This is a genomic window from Pedococcus cremeus, from assembly GCF_900111375.1.
GTDB lineage: Bacteria > Actinomycetota > Actinomycetes > Actinomycetales > Dermatophilaceae > Pedococcus_A > Pedococcus_A cremeus.
Genome location: NZ_FOHB01000003.1, coordinates 153,562 through 169,233 on the forward strand (window position 1 = coordinate 153,562; position 15,672 = coordinate 169,233).

Sequence of the window (15,672 nt, forward strand, 5' to 3'; positions counted from 1 at the left end):
GGAACCGGCGGTGCGACGGCCGCGTCATCATCCGCCGCGGGGGAGGCGCCGCGACCGATGTGGGGGTGCGTCCCCTTTCGCCCGACAACCTGTGGGGGCGCTCTAGCCTGCAGGGGTGAACCACCTGCTGCGTGAGGTCCTCCCGGCGCTCGGCCTCGACGAGGGATTCGCCGCCGACCGGCTCGCCCTCGCCGGCGGCAACGGCCTGCCGTCGAACCTCCCGGTCAACACGCTCGCCTGTGGCGCGGTGGCGGCGGCCGGTCTCGCGGGCCTGGCGATGCGCGGGGGAGAGCGGGTGCTGGTCGACCCGCTGCAGGTGTCGGCGTCGTTCCGGGCCGACCAGCTCATGACCGTCGACGGCACGCGACCCGACTCCTTCGCACCCCTGTCCGGCTTCTTCCCCACCGCGGACGGGTGGGTGCGCACCCACGCCAACTACCCCCACCACCGGGAGCGGCTGCTCCGCGCCCTCGGGTTGCCCGACGAGGCGGGACGGACCGAGGCCGAGGCGGCGCTCGCGAAGCGTGCGGCCCAGCAGGTCGAGGACGACGTCACCGCCGCGGGCGGCATCGCCGTCGCCGTGCGCGACCACCGCACGTGGTTCGCGGGGGAGCAGGCCACCGCCGTCGACAGCCATCCCCTCCTGGAGGTGTCGCGGCACACCCGCAGGGAGGGCGGAGCAGACCGCGCCGATGCCCGCCCGGTGCCGCTGTCCCGCCGGCCGCGCGTGCTCGACCTGACCCGCGTCATCGCCGGGCCGGTGGCCACCCGCACCCTCGCACTGCTCGGCTGCGACGTCCTGCGCGTCGACTCGCCCACCCTGCCGGAGCTGGAGCCGCAGCACGTCGACACCGGCGCGGGCAAGCGGTCGACGCTGCTCGACCTGCGTGACGCCGACGACCGGGCAGCCTTCCTGCGGTTGCTCGCCACGGCCGACGTGCTCGTCACCGGCTACCGCCCCGGGGCCCTCGACGCGGTCGGCCTCGGCGACGACGAGCTGGCAGCGAGCCACCCCGGGCTGGTCCACGCCTCCCTCAGCGCCTGGGGCACGACCGGGCCGTGGGGCGGCCGGCGGGGCTTCGACAGCATCGTGCAGGCCGCCACCGGCATCGCCCTGGTGGAGTCGCCCGACGGCGTGCGGCCGGGAGCCCTCCCGGCGCAGGCGCTCGACCACGCCACCGGCTACCTCCTGGCCGCCGGCGTCATGGCAGCCCTGCGTCGGCGCGCCGAGGAGGGCGGCTCCTGGCGCGTCCGCGCCCACCTGGCCCGCACCGCGCACTGGCTGCTGCGCACCGACGCCCTCGACCCCCGTGGGGAGCTGGTCGCGGACCCGACGCCCTGGCTGGTGGGCGCCGACACGGCATACGGGAAGGTGGTGCAGCCGCGCCCGGCTTGCCGGATCGACGAGGGCCCAGCCACGTTCGCGTGGCCGGCCCGCCGGTGGGGTGCCGACCCGCCCGAGTGGGGCTCCTCCGGGCGCGACGGCCGGTGAGCCGCGCCGGACCAGCGCCGGGTCAGGGAGCGGGGATCGTCCGCGGGTCGAAGCCGAAGGGCAGCTCGAGGCGGTGCGCCGCCATGAGCGCGTCGTCGGTGAGCACGTCGCGGGTGGACCCGTCGGCGACGACGACGCCGTCGGACAGCACCACCGAGCGGGGGCACAGCTCGTAGGCGTACGGCAGGTCGTGGGTCACCATCAGCACCGTGACGTCGAGCGAGCGCAGGATGTCGGCGAGCTCGCGGCGCGAGGCGGGGTCGAGGTTGCTCGACGGCTCGTCGAGCACCAGGACCTCTGGCTCCATCGCCAGCACGGTGGCCACGGCCACGCGGCGCCGCTGCCCGAACGACAGGTGGTGCGGTGGCCGGTCGATGAAGTCGACCATGCCGACCCGGTCGAGCGCGTCGACGACCCGCTGCTCGAGGGCGGCACCGCGCAGGCCGAGGTTGGCCGGGCCGAACGCGACGTCGTCGCGCACCGACGGCATGAAGAGCTGGTCGTCGGGGTCCTGGAAGACCACCCCGACGCGGCGACGGATCTCGAGCAGGTTCTCCCTGGCGACCGGCAGGCCCGAGACGTGCACCGAGCCGGCGCCCGCGGTGAGGATGCCGTTGAGGTGCAGCACCAGTGTCGTCTTGCCCGCGCCGTTGGGGCCGAGCAGCGCGACCCGCTCGCCGCGGTGCACGTGCAGGTCGACCCCGAAGAGGGCCTGGTGGCCGTCGGGGTAGGCGTAGGCGAGCCCGCGGACGTCGAGGACCGGTGTGGTCACAGGGCCACCGCCAGGACCGCCGTGGCCAGGGCCAGTGCGGGGAGTATGCCGGCCTGGGCCCACTGCGCCGGCGTCGCCGCCGCCTGGTGGGTCACCGGCAGGCGGCCGTTGTAGCCGCGCGACAGCATCGCGAGGTGGATGCGTTCGCCGCGCTCGTAGGACCGGATGAAGAGCGCGCCGGCCGTCGACCCGAGCGCGGGCCACGCGCGCACGGAGGTGGCGGTGAAACCGCGGGACTCGCGGGCGATGCGCATGCGCCTCAGCTCGTCGGTGACGACCTCGAGGTAGCGCATCATGAAGCCCATGATCTGCACCAGCTGGTGCGGCAGCCGCAGGCGCTCCAGCCCCAGCAGCAGGTCGCGCGGCTCGGTCGTCGCGCCGAGGGTGAGCGACGCCAGCACACCGAGCGTGCCCTTGGCGAGCAGGCCCCAGGCCGCGAGGAGCCCGGCTTCGGAGACCGTGAACGGGCCGACCTGCACGCGGGGGCCGGTGGCCACGAACGGCATCAGTGCGGCGAAGACGACGAACGGCACCTCGACGACCATGCGGCGGAGCAGGTAGCCGGCGGGCACGCCGGAGATCGCGACCACCCCGGCCAGGAGCAGCGCGTAGACGACGAAGGCCCAGTACTGCTCCCGCGGCGTCGCCACCACGAGCACGATGAAGGAGAGCAGCGACAGCAGCTTCAGGTGGGCAGGCATGCGGTGCACGGGGGAGTGCCCGTGGAAGTGCAGCTGGTGTCCGTGTCCGGCGCCCACCGCTACCGGCCCACCGGCGTCGAGCCGTCGCGCTCGCGGTCGGCCGCGTCCGGCGAGGTCGAGCCGCCGGGCTCGTCGCCTCGCCGGCGGCGCAGCGCCCAGGTCAGGCCGGTGAAGAGCAGGCCGACCACCACGACACCGATGACACCGGCGACACCCCGGGACAACCGGTGGTCGGTCACGCCGCGGGTCGCGTAGCCGGAGAGCGGGGAGCCGTCGCTGGCGTGCGGCTTCGCGGCGCCGCTGAAGCCGACCTTCTCGGCGACGTAGTTGAGCCCGTCGGGATGGCTGGAGGCGTAGAACGAGACGACCCCGGCCAGGAGCAGCGTGAGGAGCACGCCCGTGACCACGAGGGCTCGGGTGCTGACCCTCCTCACGCGGCCACCTCGTCGCGCTCGGGCCGCACCACGACCAGCTTTCGAGTCGCGAGCACGCGCCGGGCGCCGTGCACGAGGTCGGGACGCACCGCGACCACGGCCGAGACGACCAGGCCGGTGATGGCCGCCTCCCCGAGCCCGATCAGCGTGTGCCAGCCGAGCATCGCCGTGGCGAGCGAACCGAGCGGGATGGGCGCCTGCCCGCCCACGGCATACAGGCCGGTGAAGGCCAGCGCGGCGACCGGCACGGAGACGAAGGCAGCGACCGCGGCCGCGGGCACCACCATCGACACCCGCTTGGGCAGCAGGCCCTGGACGGTGCGGAAGACGAGCCAGCCGGTCCACACGCCGACGAGACCCATGAGCGTGACGTTGGTCCCGAGGGCGGTCAGCCCGCCGTCGGCGAAGAGCAGGCCCTGCACGAGCAGGACGACGGCGATGCTCAAGGTGGCGGTCCACGGCCCCACGAGCACGGCCGCCAACGCGCCGCCCAGCAGGTGGCCCGAGGTCCCGGCCCCGACCGGGAAGTTCAGCATCTGCGCCGCGAAGACGAACGCGGCCACGAGCCCGGCCAGGGGGGCGGTGCGGTCGTCGAGCTCGCGCCGCGCACCGCGCAGGGCCAGGCCGACACCGGTGGCGGCGACCACCGCGGTCCCGACCGAGGTGGGGACGTCGAGGAATCCGTCTGGCACGTGCACGAGCGGCTCCTGAGGTGGTTCTGGGGCGGCTGGGATACGTTGGAGGCCAACTGGAACCGAGTCTATTGCAAACGAGTTGCAATAACGAACGCGCCCGAGGAGCCCTAGTGAGCGACCGCCTGACCCCGGGGGACACCGCCCCCGACTTCACGCTGGCCGACGACCGCGGTGGCGAGGTCACCCTGTCGAGCCTGCGCGGTCGCAAGGTGATCGTGTACTTCTACCCGGCTGCGATGACCCCCGGCTGCACCAAGCAGGCCTGCGACTTCTCCGACAGCCTCGAGTCACTGCGCAAGGACGGCTACGAGGTGCTCGGCATCTCGCCCGACAAGCCGGAGAAGCTGGCGAAGTTCCGCGAGCGCGATGCACTCACCCTGACGCTCCTGTCGGACCCCGACAAGGACGTCCTGCGCGCCTGGGGCGCCTACGGCGAGAAGAAGCTCTACGGCAAGACCGTGGAAGGCGTCATCCGCAGCACGGTCGTCCTCGACGAGGAGGGCACCGTGTCGCACGCCTGGTACAACGTCAAGGCAACCGGCCACGTCGCGAAGCTGCGGCGCGACCTCGGGCTCGACTGACCCGGATCGACTGAAGGAGACAGCGATGAGTGAGAGCACCCAGAGCAGGTCCGTGCAGCAGATCGAGGCGGAGATCGTCGCGGCCCGCCAGCGCCTGGCCGGCACGGTCGACGAGCTGCAGTACCGGACCGCCCCGAAGGAGATCCTCCGCAGGCAGGTCGAGGCGCTGCGCAACCGTCTCGTCGACGCCACGCACACGCCGGACGGCCGTCTGCGCACCGATCGGGTGGCCGCTCTCGCGGCTGCGGCCGTGGCCCTCGTCGGGCTCGGTGTCTGGCGTCGCGCCCACCGCTGACGTCGTCGTCCCCGCTGACGTCGTCCCCCCGAACGACCCTGTGGCTGGAGAACATGGCTGACCCGACAAGCCCCGTCGAGCGGCTTCCCATCCGGATGCTGCACGACCGCGTCCTCGTCTCGATGGAGAACGAGGGCGAGCGCCGCTCCGGCGGCGGCATCGTCATCCCCGCGACCGCCAGCGTCGGCAAGCGGCTGGCCTGGGCGACCGTCGTCGCGGTCGGCGCCAGCGTGCGCCAGGTGAAGGTCGACGACCGCGTCCTCTTCGACCCCGAGGACCGCGCCGAGGTCGAGATCCAGTCCCACGACTACGTGCTGCTGCGCGAACGCGACCTCCACGCCGTGGCGGCACCGCGGGTCCAGGACGGGCAGACGGGCCTCTACCTCTAGGCAACCCTGCCTCTGCCTCAGCTGCGTGTCGCGCGCCCCGCGGTCCGCACCACGCGGGTCGGTGGCTGCCGGGACCTTTGCCCCTCCCTCCCCGCATCCGCCTGTTCCACGGTGTGGGGGTCGAACGTCGACGGGTGGGGTGACACCGCTGGGGGAGCGCGCCACCTGGGGGAGGTGGTTCGGGTGCTCGCCTGGAAGCTGCGGATCGTGGTCCTGTGGATCTCGCTGGCGGTCTGCCAGTCGGCCAGCACGTACCTGCTCCTGCTGCAGCCGGGGGCGGTGCGCGACCTGATGACGGGGCACCTGCAGGGAGAGGACGTCCAGGGCGCCGGTGTTCAGGTCTACACCCTGCTCTTGTGGCTCGTGCCCATGGTGATGGCGTACCTGACCCTGGTGCTCAAGGACGCCGACAACCGCGGAGTCAATGCGGTGCTCGGCGGTGGCGGTGCGCTGAACGGGGTCGCCATGCTGGTTCCCGGGCAGGGCGGGGTGACGCCCGCGGGGGTGGTCGTCGGCGCGGTCGGCGTGCTGGTCCCGCTGCTGATCCTCTGGCACGCCTGGAAGTGGCCGCGCCCGGACGAGGTGGGCACGGACCGGCGGCAGGAGAGTCGAGGCCAGGAGGGCCGGGGTCCGGAGGGCCAGGGTCACGAGGGGCGGCACCGCTGACCGTGCTGTGAGGTGGTTCCAGCCGGCCTCGGCCTCGTGGGGAGAAGTAACAAATCCGTCTCGAGGCGTTTCGTCAGGGAGGAAGTGGATACGTCCCTCCCAGCGCTCCCACCGTCGTGCGCCGCATGACGGTGCCCGGAGCCGATGGACGAAAGGACACACCATGACCCTGCGCCGCGTCTCCTCGCTCGCTGCAGTCACCCTCAGCGTCACCCTCGCTGCCGCCTGCGCGAAGGGAACTGGCAACGCCGCCGAGCCGCAGAGCTCCTTCAACCCCTCGGCGACGCTCAGCGGCTCCCTGCAGGTGATGGGCTTCGGCGGCGACGACGAGATCGGCCAGGTGCGGCTCGCCGAGGCCAAGAAAGCGCTGGGCAGCGGCGTGAAGGTCTCGCAGGTCAAGGGCGACCTCGACATCCAGCAGTTCCTCTCCGCGGTGGCGTCGGGGCAGCCGCCGGAGATCGTCTACGCCAACCGCGACCAGATCGGCACCTTCGCCTCGCGCGGCGCCATCGTGCCGCTCGACTCGTGCATCAAGGGCGAGGGCATCGACACCTCGGCGTTCCGCAATCCGGCCCTCGACCAGGTCACCTTCGCCGGGCACGTCTACGGCATCCCCGAGTTCAACGTCGTCCAGATCACCCAGGCCAACAAGGACCTGCTCTCGCAGGCCGGGCTGACCGTCGACGACGTCAACGGCTCGAGCTGGGACAAGGTGACGGCTGCGAACAAGAAGCTCGCCAAGACGAGCGGCGGCAAGCTCAAGGTGATCGGGTTCGACAGCAAGCTGCCCGAGTTCCTGCCGCTGTGGGCGAAGGCCAACGGCGCGGACCTGATCTCGGCCGACGGCAAGAAGGCCCAGCTCAACGACCCCAAGGTCGTCGAGGCGCTCCAGTTCGCCGTCGGCATCTACGAGGACCAGGGCGGCTTCAGCAAGGTGAAGGCGTTCCGCGACTCCGCGGACTTCTTCGGCAAGGGCAACCAGTTCGCCACCGGCGTGCTCGGCGCGATGCCGATGGAGCAGTGGTACGTCAACGTGCTCAACGACGTCTCGCCGAACGCCCCCATGGTCTTCGACACCGTGCGCGGCAAGGACGGCAAGCCGCTGGCGTTCGCCTCGGGCTCGGCTTGGGCGATCCCCAAGGGCAGCAAGAACGCCCAGGCCGCCTGCCGCTTCGCCAAGGTGATGACGCAGACGGAGAGCTGGGTCAAGGCCGCCCAGAAGCGCGTGGAGCTGCGCCAGAAGGAGGGCAAGGTCTTCACCGGCCTGCTGACCGGCAACGCCAAGGCCGACGAGGAGGTCCGCAAGCTGGTCAAGCCGAGCGGCAACCCGACGTGGGACAGCGCGGTGGAGAAGACGTATGCCGCGAACGACGCGACCTTCTCGCTGCCGGCCAACCCGGCTGACGCCGAGTTCAAGACGGCCTGGCAGGACGCCGTGAACCGGGTCCTCAACGGCCAGCAGGAGCCGAAGGCGGCCCTCGACCAGGCGCAGCAGGAGGCGCAGAAGGCGCTCGACGCAGCCTGGGCGGAGTGGGACAAGAAGTGACGAGCACCGCTGTCCCCGCGGGCTCCGGGGCCACCCCACGGCCGCCGGGGCGCCCGCGCAAGGCGCGGAGCATGCGGCGCTCCGAGACGCGCGCCGCGTGGCTCTTCATCAGTCCCTGGGTGGTCGGGTTCCTCGTCTTCACCGCCTACCCGGTGCTCTACACGGCATACCTGTCGCTCACGGACTACGACGTCATCAACGACCCGCACTTCGTGGGGCTGGAGAACTTCCGCACCCTCATGGACGACCCCAAGGTCGCGCTGGCGCTGCGCAACACCGCGGTCTTCGTGGTGATGTCGGTGCCGACGCACCTGCTCATCGCGCTGTTCCTGGCCCTGCTCCTCAACCGGGCGGGGCGGGCGTCGGGGTTCTTCCGCACCGCGTTCTTCCTGCCGAAGATGACGCCGCCGGTGGCAGTGGGCATCCTGCTGCTGCTGCTCTTCAACGGCCAGAGCGGGCTCATCAACCGCGTGCTCGGCAGCGTGGGCATCGACGGCCCGGCATGGACGACCGACCCCACGTGGGTCAAGCCCGGCCTGGTGATGATGACCCTCTGGACGGTCGGCGGCTCGGTGGTGATCCTGCTCGCCGCCCTGCGCAGCGTGCCGCAGGAGCTCTACGACGCAGCGCGGGTCGACGGCGCCGGCTGGTGGCGCCAGACGTGGCACGTCACGGTCCCCATGATCAGTGGTGCCCTCTTCTTCGTGTTCATCGTCAACACGATCCACGCGTTCCAGTCCTTCACCGAGGCCTACACGGCGTACTTCGGCTCGGGCAACACCACCTACAGCAACGACGCGGCGCTGTTCTACGCGATCTACCTGTTCCAGCAGGCGTTCCAGTTCCTGCACATGGGCTACGCGTCCGCGCTGGCCTGGCTGCTGTTCGTCGTGATCATGCTCGTGACGCTGGTGCAGTTCCGCGTCAGCAAGCGGTTCGTCTTCTACGAAGGGGAGCAGCGATGACCGCCGTCGGGGCACCCCAGGAACGGGCCGAGCTCGCGCCGCTGGTCACCGAACCCGAGCGGCCGGCACCAGCGCGGCGGTCGCCGCGCCGGCGGGGCAGGATGGCCAGCTGGCTGCTGTATGCCGCGCTGGCCGCGGTCACGGTGGCGTTCGTCTACCCGTTCGTGTGGCTCGTCAGCGCGTCGTTCAAGCCGCGCTCGGAGGTCTTCGACAACAAGCTCATCCCCGACACCTTCACCCTCGACAACTACGTGCAGGTGTGGCACGAGGCGCCGATGGCCCTGTGGCTCCTCAACACCGTGATCGTCACGGTGCTGGCGACGGCGGCGGTGACCGTCTCGAGCGCCATGGTGGCGTGGGGGTTCAGCTACTTCCGGTTCCGCGGACGGGGGCCGCTGTTCGGCCTGGTGCTGGCGACGATGATGCTGCCCGGTGCGGTGACGATGATCCCGACCTACCTGATCTGGAACTCGCTGGGCCAGGTCGGCACGCTGACGCCGCTGTGGGCGCAGAACCTCTTCGGCAGCGCCTTCTACATCTTCCTGCTGCGGCAGTTCTTCCTCGGCCTGCCGAGGGAGCTGTTCGAGGCGGCGCGGATGGACGGCGCCAACCAGTGGCAGGTGTTCACCCGCATCGCGCTTCCCCTCACCAGGCCGGCGCTCGTCGTCACCGCGCTGTTCGAGTTCCAGGCGGCGTGGACCGACCTGATGCGGCCCCTGATCTACCTGCGCGACTCGAGCACCTTCACCATCCCGCGGGGGCTGAAGGCGATGCTCGACCAGTTCGGCTTCGGAGGGGAGTGGCACTGGGAGATCGTGGTCACCGCCAGCGTCATCGCCACCGTGCCGATGATCGTGCTGTTCTTCCTGGGTCAGCGGCACTTCGTGGAGGGCATCGCCACCACGGGCTCGAAGGGCTGAGCCCTGCGGGCTGAGCCGCTGTCCGAGGAGGGCGGCGGCTCAGCGCCGCGTGCGCTCCTGCACCTGCTCGAGGTACGGGCTGCTGCGGGGGATCACCACCGGTGCGCGGCGATCGGTCCACTTCTGGCCGTCCCAGTACCGACGCTGCCGCTCAACCTGGGGATCGGGATACCACCCAGCGGGTGCGGGCATGACTGCACTCCCTGCTCGTCCTGCGCAGGCGGCGCCGTTGCCGTCCGCGCGGCGGTCTCGACCCTCTCCACCGCCACGAAAAAGTGTGACCGACCACACCCGTGCGGCACGGCAGGCGCGCCCGAATGCCATCCGTTCTCCTGATGCGGCCTAGGACCTCCGGTCGACTCCGCGTGGTGGAACTCAAGAGGGCGCAGAGCTCAGGCCGGCTGCCGGGGTGGCTGGCCGCCCGCCATGCCCTCGCGCAGCAGCAGGGCCGCACCGACGAGGAACGCCGCTGCGCCAAGGCACGTGGTGGCGTTCGCGACGCGCTGGTCGAGGTCCGCGCTCGTGGCGGGCAGGACGAACCCCGCCACGGCGGAGGCCGCGAACGCCACGCAGCCGAAGAGGTTGACCGACACGATGGCCCCCTCCAACGACCGTGGGGGACGGGCGAGCGGGCGGCCCGACACCTCCAGGTACGCGAGGTAGCCGGACACCAGGAAGCACAGGGAGCCGAGGGCGTCGGGTCGCCAGACCACCTTGTCGTAGGACGGGCTCGTCGTCGCCGTGGTGAGAGCCCGGAAGGTGGTGGCGTTGAAGAAGAGGGTTCCGAGGAGCTGGAGCCCGCTGCTCCACCAGTCGATCCTCGCCGGTTCCCAGCGCACCAGACGCACCCGGACCGCTGACGGCGCTCGCGGTCCGCGGTCGGCGTTGATGGTCTCCAGCCACTGCAGCGCGGCGGCCGTGGTGAAGAACAACGAGCCGACGAAGAAGGTCACGCCGTCAGCGCTCGCCCCGACCCACGCGAGGTAGGGCGGGAGCGGCGCGACCACGAAGCAGGCCGAGCCGAGGATGAAGAGCACCCCGATCCACCACGACACCCGGTGCGGCGCCCACAGGAGGTGCTCCCGATGGCCCGGTTGCCGAAGGAGGCGGGAGCCGAGCTTGCGGTGACGTCGGGAGGACCACTGGACCGTCCGCCCGTCCCGGTCCCGGAAGGTCACTGCGGTGGTGAACCACCAGGCACGTCGTCGCCCCACCACTGTCCACCCCTGAGGGGTGGCGGGGTACTCCTCACCTGACGGCGCACGGCCGCGTCGGGAGGTGGGGGTTCGAGCCACGGCCGGACCCGGGGTCAGTGGTGGAAGCTGCTCGGCTGTTCCTCGTGCGGCATGGCCGCATCGAGGTGGTCCAGCCACCGCGTCGCGTCCCGTAGGTCGCGCAGGAAGAGGTCGGCCATGTCGTGGCTGAACCCGTTGCGGACGACGACCCGCAGCACCGCGAGGTCTTCCCGCTTCGGCGGCATGGTGTAGGCCGGCACGAGCCAACCGCGTTCGCGCAGCTTCCTCGAGACGTCGTAGACGGTGTACTTGGAGACCTCACCGCTCATGGCGAAGCAGACGACGGGCAGGTCGGTGCCTCCGGCGACGAGGTCGTACTCCGGCATGTCCTCCACCGCCCGTGCGATGTGCAGGGCGACGTCGCGGCAGGCCTGCTGCACCAGTCGGTAGCCGTCCATCCCCAGCCGCAGGAACTGGAAGTACTGGAGAATGACCTGCGCGCCCGGCCGCGAGAAGTTGAGGGCGAACGTGGGCATGTCCCCGCCGAGGTAGTTGACGTGGAAGACGAGGTCCTCGGGCAGGTGCTCGGCGTCGCGCCACAGCACCCAGCCGACCCCGGGGTAGACCAGTCCGAACTTGTGGCCCGAGCTCTGGATCGACACCACGCGGGGCAGGCGGAAGTCCCACGGCAGCTCCGGCTGCAGGAACGGTGCCACGAAGCCTCCCGAGGCGGCGTCGACGTGCACCGGCACCGAGACCCCGCTGCTCGCCTCGTACCGGTCGAGCGCCTCGCAGATCTCCAGCACCGGCTCGTAGCTGCCGTCCATGGTCGAGCCGAGCACGGCCACGACCCCGATGGTGTTCTCGTCGACGTGCTCGAGCAGCCGGTCGGCGGTCAGGTGGAAGACGTTCCCCTCGCAGGGCACGTAGCGGGGCTCGACCTCCCAGTAGTTGGCGAACTTCTCCCAGACCACCTGCACGTTGGCGCCCATGACGATGTTGGGCCGGTCGGTCGGCTGGCCGGCCTGCCGGCGCGCCTGCTGCCACCGGCGCTTGAGGGCGAGGCCGGCGAGCATGCATCCCTCCGAGCTGCCCGTGGTCGAGGTCCCGACCGCCTCGGCGCCGTACGGGGCGTGCCACAGCTCGGCGAGCATCGTCACGCACCGCGACTCGATCTCCGCGGTCTGTGGGTACTCGTCCTTGTCGATCATGTTCTTGTCGAAGGTGGCCGCGTAGAGGCGGTCGGCCTCCTCGTCCATCCAGGTCGTCACGAAGGTCGCCAGGTTGAACCGGGCGTTCCCGTCGAGCATCACCTCGTCGAGGACGATCTGGTATGCCGTCCCGGGCAGCATCTCCCGTTCCGGGAGCCGGTCCTTGGGCACGTGCTGCATCCCTGCGCGGGTGAACCGCGGGACGATGGTGGACTCCGCCTCCGCAGCACGCCTCCTGTGTACGGCCATGGCCGCGCCTCCCTTGGTCTCTGGGTGTGCTTGGTCTGTGGGTGTGCCGACCAGCCAACCGGGAAACAGGGCGCGCTTCCTCACCCGCGCCGGGTGACCGCCGCAGGCCAGACGCGCAGAAGAGGGGAGAAAACGCCACCGCCCCGGGCCATCTCTGGACCGGGGCGGTGGGGGTGGTGCGCCATCAGGGACTCGAACCCCGAACCCGCTGATTAAGAGTCAGCTGCTCTGCCAATTGAGCTAATGGCGCAACGGGAAAGAACGTTAGCACCTGTCGGACCGCAGGACGAAATCGGCGGTCCCTGCAGGTCATTCGCCGTTCCGTCGCCCCCTCTGCCAGGCCAGTGCGCCGCCGGCGACAGCCGCGAGAACGACCACGCCGAGTCCCCAGAGGAGCGCGGTCGACGGGCCGTCGTCGCTCCCGGTGACCGCTGCGGAGGCACCGGTGGGGACGCTCGAGGGGGACGCGGAGGGGCTGGCGCTGCCGGGGTCGGACGAGGCGGAGGACGACGCGGTCGAGGTGGAGGTCGCGGCGGCGGGAAGCGCCACCGTGAAGCTCGCCTTCTGCGAGACGGGGTGGCCGTCCTCGCTGACCACGCGGAAGGCCACGGTGTAGCGCCCGGAGCCCACCGGCTCCAGCTGCTGGGTCACCGTCTCGCCGCTGACGACCGCCCTGCCCGACGCCACCGAGCCGCCCTTGGCGTCGGTCACCGTGACGGTCGCGAAGCTCGTGCTGATCGGCTCGTTGAACGTCAGCACGACCTTCGTGGGCGCGGTCTTGACGGTCGAGCCGGCCGCGGGCGTCATGGAGCGCAGGGTTGCGTGCGCGGAGGCCTCGAGGGCGGTGGCCAGCGACGAGAGCACCGCGAGCAGCATCGACAGCACGGCCACCCACACCGAGATCCGGATCAGTTTCTTCTTGCCCTCAGACTCCATGAACACGCCCCCCATCCTCGCCCACGCCGCGTGCGCTACAGCACCCGCCCCACAGGCGTGCGGGTCACGAGCAGGTGCGCGACGGCGAACGAGGCGGTCACCGCCAGGGCCGCCAGCAGGGGCGCCTTCACCTCCGCCGGTGCCGGCAGCGGACGCAGTGCCATCGCCAGGGCGATGAGCACCGGCGCCTGCAGCACATAGGCCCCGTATGCCGCCCGCGCACCCGCCCGCGCCAGCCGGCCCGGCGAGCGGTCGTGGGCTGCTGAGAGGCCGACCAGCCACAGCGAGGTGCCGACCGTCACCAGCCCCTCGACGAGGGCCATGGCCGCGGCGGCCCCGTGGAAGCCGCCTGACGCCTGCTCCTCCGAGTAGCCGAACGGGCCGCCGAGCAGCACCACCACACCGATGAGGACGACTCCGGTGAGTGCCGACCACCCGGCCCACCGGCGCAGGCCCCGCGAGACCCCGCAGGTCCACGCTCCCGGGGCGCTCGCGCCGAGGCAGAACAGGCCCAGGCACGAGGCCCACTGCCACAGGTGGAGGCCGAGGACCTGCGAGCTGTCCACGGGGAAGAACAGCCGCATCCCGAAGGTGCCCACCGCGATCGCGGCGACGTACCACCCGACACGACCCGGCGAGGGCTCGGCCGAGGGGCGCCGGGCCGGCCACGGCCAGAAGGCGAGCCCGACCGAGAAGAACAGCAGCACCAGCACGAACCACAGCGGGCCGGGGTCCAGGAACGGGTCGCCCTCGAGGAAGGTCTGCCAGAAGCCGAGGCGCGAGCCACCCACTCGGTCGACCCACCAGAAGCAGAGGGGCCACAGCACCAGGGCGAAGAAGGCCACTGGCAGGCCGAAGCGCCGGAGCCGGTCGACCACGAAGCGCCGACGGCCCTTGCGGGCCAGCGACCCCGGCGCGAGTGCGCCGCCGATGAAGAAGAAGAGCGGCATGAGGAACAGCCCCGGCGGGACGAGCAGCACCGACACGACCACCTCGGCCGTGGGGGAGAGGACGACCTCCCGCACCTCCTCGTAGGGCCACGACCCGACCTGGGCGTACCCCATGACGGCGTGGCCGCTGATGACCGCCACGACTGCGAACGTCTTGAGGCGGTCGAGGAACGCGAGGCGGGCAGGCGTGGGCATCAGGGGTCTCCGCGACCCCAGCATGTCGGCGGTGTGGTGGGGTCCGCCTCACCCGCGGCGGCGGAGACCGGTTCTGAGCACATCGACCGTTCGGTCGGAAACGGGGGCATCCGGACGCAAAGGCGGCCGTGAGCGGCATACCGGGAACTATCGTGCGGACTCGTGCGAGTCCTGTCCCGGCGCCCCCGGCGCACCCTGGCCGTAGCGGCCGTCGGAACCCTGGCCGCGACCGCCCTCCTGACCGGCGGCGGCGCCGACGCGGCCACGACGTCGGTGGTCTGGTCCAAGAGCGTCAGCTACGGCACCGTCGTCGGCATCGACGACGGAGACAGCGTCGTCGTGAAGGTGGACGGCGACAGCAGCAGCATCGCCCCGGTGCACATCCGCAACGCCGGCATCCAGACCATGGAGACCGGCACCTGCCACGCCGCCCAGGCCACCGCCGCCATGACCGGGCTCGCCAAGGGCAAGCGGGTGCGCCTGTCCATCGCCGACCCGTCGGCGACCAGCGTCGGACGCCCGATCCGCTACGTCGACGCCTGGAACGGCTCGGCCTGGGTCGACACGCAGCTGCCGATGCTGACGGCGGGCCACGCGCTCCCCATGCCCGGCTTCGGTGACGCCACCCGCTGGAAGCCCTTCGAGGTTGGCGCGCAGCAGGCGGCCAAGGCGCGGGTCAACCTCTGGGACAACGACTTCTGCGGCTACGGGCCCTCGCAGCCGACCCCGCTGAAGGTGTGGATCAACTGGGACGGCAACCTCGACGAGTCGGTGTACCCCAACCAGGAGTGGGTGCGCATCCTCAACACCTCGGCCACGCCGATGTCGCTGAGCGGCTGGTCGATGCGCACGAGCGGGCAGGACTCCTTCTTCTTCCCATCGGGCGCCGTGGTGCCGGCGGCCTCGATGGCCACCCTGTACGTCGGCACGGGCACCGCGACGACGACCAGGTTCTACTGGGGCTGGACCAAGCCCAAGTTCGCCAACACCAACGGCTCCACGCGGGGCGGCGGCGCGTACCTCTACGACGCCCAGGGCGACGTCCGCGCGTGGTCGATGTACCCGTGCGTCTACGCCTGCTCCGACCCGCTGGCCGGCAAGGTGAAGATGACCGTGCGCGCCGACGCCCCGGGCACCGACGCGACCAACCTCAACGGGGAGTACGCGACGTTCGCCCCCGCGGGCTCCTACACCGTCGACCTGTCGTACAAGGTGGCCACCGCCTTCGGGCACACCTACGAGTTCCCGAAGGGCTCGTACGTGAAGCCGGGGGAGTTCCTCGTCCTGCGGATCGGCAAGGGCACCAGCACCCGCCTGACCAAGTACTGGGGCAACACCGCACCGGTGCTGGCGAATGCCGGCGGCACCGTCGTGCTGCGCAACCCGGAGAACGTCCGCATCGCCTGCAAGGCCTGGGGCACCGGCCGCTGCTGAACGGCT

At 71.4% G+C, this 15,672-nt stretch carries 18 protein-coding genes and 1 tRNA gene; 9 read left to right on the forward strand and 10 right to left on the reverse strand.

The genetic code is table 11. The features are described 5' to 3' along the window. Positions 1–115 precede the first annotated feature (115 nt). A complete protein-coding gene (locus BMW78_RS06710; RefSeq protein WP_245735708.1) occupies positions 116–1,492 on the forward strand; it encodes a CoA transferase in 1,377 nt (458 codons plus the stop codon). A gap of 22 nt (positions 1,493–1,514) precedes the next feature. Here BMW78_RS06710 and BMW78_RS06715 read toward each other — a convergent pair whose 3' ends face one another. From BMW78_RS06715 to BMW78_RS06725, 4 genes are read right to left on the reverse strand one after another with little or no spacing between them, the layout of a single operon-like run. After that, positions 1,515–2,264 (reverse strand): energy-coupling factor ABC transporter ATP-binding protein, encoded by a 750-nt coding sequence (locus BMW78_RS06715; RefSeq protein ID WP_091757687.1) that lies wholly within the window; start codon positions 2,262–2,264, stop codon positions 1,515–1,517. Beyond that, positions 2,261–3,022, reverse strand: a complete 762-nt coding sequence (gene cbiQ, locus BMW78_RS06720) for a cobalt ECF transporter T component CbiQ (protein WP_091757689.1) — start codon at positions 3,020–3,022, stop codon at positions 2,261–2,263. Before cbiQ ends, BMW78_RS06715 begins: the two co-directional genes overlap by 4 nt. Before the next feature lie 2 nt (positions 3,023–3,024). After that, positions 3,025–3,399 carry a PDGLE domain-containing protein gene (locus BMW78_RS20735; RefSeq protein WP_177180293.1) on the reverse strand — a complete coding sequence of 125 codons (375 nt, stop codon included), beginning with the start codon at positions 3,397–3,399 and terminating at the stop codon, positions 3,025–3,027. Continuing rightward, positions 3,396–4,097 (reverse strand): energy-coupling factor ABC transporter permease, encoded by a 702-nt coding sequence (locus BMW78_RS06725; RefSeq protein ID WP_177180294.1) that lies wholly within the window; start codon positions 4,095–4,097, stop codon positions 3,396–3,398. The genes BMW78_RS20735 and BMW78_RS06725 overlap by 4 nt, the downstream gene beginning before the upstream one ends. 107 nt (positions 4,098–4,204) lie before the next feature. Here BMW78_RS06725 and bcp point away from each other — a divergent pair, with 107 nt between their 5' ends. The 7 genes from bcp (at position 4,205) to BMW78_RS06760 (ending at position 9,456) form a co-directional block, all read left to right on the forward strand. After that, positions 4,205–4,675, forward strand: coding sequence for a thioredoxin-dependent thiol peroxidase (gene bcp / locus BMW78_RS06730; protein WP_091757691.1), 471 nt, complete (start codon positions 4,205–4,207; stop codon positions 4,673–4,675). Positions 4,676–4,700: 25 nt separating this feature from the next. Beyond that, positions 4,701–4,970 carry a DUF3618 domain-containing protein gene (locus BMW78_RS06735; protein WP_091757693.1) on the forward strand — a complete coding sequence of 90 codons (270 nt, stop codon included), beginning with the start codon at positions 4,701–4,703 and terminating at the stop codon, positions 4,968–4,970. A 53-nt stretch (positions 4,971–5,023) separates the two neighbouring features. Then, positions 5,024–5,359: a GroES family chaperonin gene (locus BMW78_RS06740; RefSeq protein WP_091757695.1), complete on the forward strand. Its 336-nt coding sequence runs from the start codon at positions 5,024–5,026 to the stop codon at positions 5,357–5,359. A gap of 183 nt (positions 5,360–5,542) precedes the next feature. Continuing rightward, positions 5,543–6,025, forward strand: a complete 483-nt coding sequence (locus tag BMW78_RS06745) for a hypothetical protein (RefSeq protein WP_091757697.1) — start codon at positions 5,543–5,545, stop codon at positions 6,023–6,025. Between the two features lie 163 nt (positions 6,026–6,188). Next, the gene (locus tag BMW78_RS06750) at positions 6,189–7,571 is read left to right on the forward strand and encodes a type 2 periplasmic-binding domain-containing protein (protein ID WP_091757699.1); all 1,383 of its coding nucleotides are present in this window, start codon (positions 6,189–6,191) and stop codon (positions 7,569–7,571) included. A gap of 71 nt (positions 7,572–7,642) precedes the next feature. Next, a complete protein-coding gene (locus BMW78_RS06755; protein WP_091757703.1) occupies positions 7,643–8,536 on the forward strand; it encodes a carbohydrate ABC transporter permease in 894 nt (297 codons plus the stop codon). Further along, positions 8,533–9,456 (forward strand): carbohydrate ABC transporter permease, encoded by a 924-nt coding sequence (locus tag BMW78_RS06760; protein WP_091757705.1) that lies wholly within the window; start codon positions 8,533–8,535, stop codon positions 9,454–9,456. Before BMW78_RS06755 ends, BMW78_RS06760 begins: the two co-directional genes overlap by 4 nt. 39 nt (positions 9,457–9,495) lie before the next feature. On the opposite strand, the gene BMW78_RS06765 is transcribed toward BMW78_RS06760, so the two are convergent. The 6 genes from BMW78_RS06765 to BMW78_RS06790 all read right to left on the reverse strand — a co-directional run bounded on the left by BMW78_RS06765 (position 9,496) and on the right by BMW78_RS06790 (position 14,232). Continuing rightward, on the reverse strand, positions 9,496–9,648 hold the full coding sequence (locus BMW78_RS06765) for a DUF2510 domain-containing protein (RefSeq protein ID WP_091757707.1): 153 nt from the start codon (positions 9,646–9,648) through the stop codon (positions 9,496–9,498). Positions 9,649–9,848: 200 nt separating this feature from the next. Beyond that, positions 9,849–10,511: a hypothetical protein gene (locus BMW78_RS06770; protein ID WP_218144268.1), complete on the reverse strand. Its 663-nt coding sequence runs from the start codon at positions 10,509–10,511 to the stop codon at positions 9,849–9,851. A gap of 254 nt (positions 10,512–10,765) precedes the next feature. Further along, a complete protein-coding gene (gene gad / locus BMW78_RS06775) occupies positions 10,766–12,151 on the reverse strand; it encodes a glutamate decarboxylase (protein WP_091757711.1) in 1,386 nt (461 codons plus the stop codon). Between the two features lie 174 nt (positions 12,152–12,325). Beyond that, positions 12,326–12,401, reverse strand: a tRNA-Lys gene (locus tag BMW78_RS06780). A gap of 59 nt (positions 12,402–12,460) precedes the next feature. Continuing rightward, positions 12,461–13,087, reverse strand: coding sequence for a copper resistance CopC family protein (locus BMW78_RS06785; RefSeq protein ID WP_245735740.1), 627 nt, complete (start codon positions 13,085–13,087; stop codon positions 12,461–12,463). Positions 13,088–13,122: 35 nt separating this feature from the next. Then, positions 13,123–14,232, reverse strand: a complete 1,110-nt coding sequence (locus BMW78_RS06790) for an acyltransferase family protein (protein WP_177180296.1) — start codon at positions 14,230–14,232, stop codon at positions 13,123–13,125. Positions 14,233–14,394: 162 nt separating this feature from the next. Here BMW78_RS06790 and BMW78_RS06795 point away from each other — a divergent pair, with 162 nt between their 5' ends. Then, positions 14,395–15,666 (forward strand): lamin tail domain-containing protein, encoded by a 1,272-nt coding sequence (locus BMW78_RS06795; protein ID WP_091757717.1) that lies wholly within the window; start codon positions 14,395–14,397, stop codon positions 15,664–15,666. Positions 15,667–15,672: the final 6 nt, after the last annotated feature.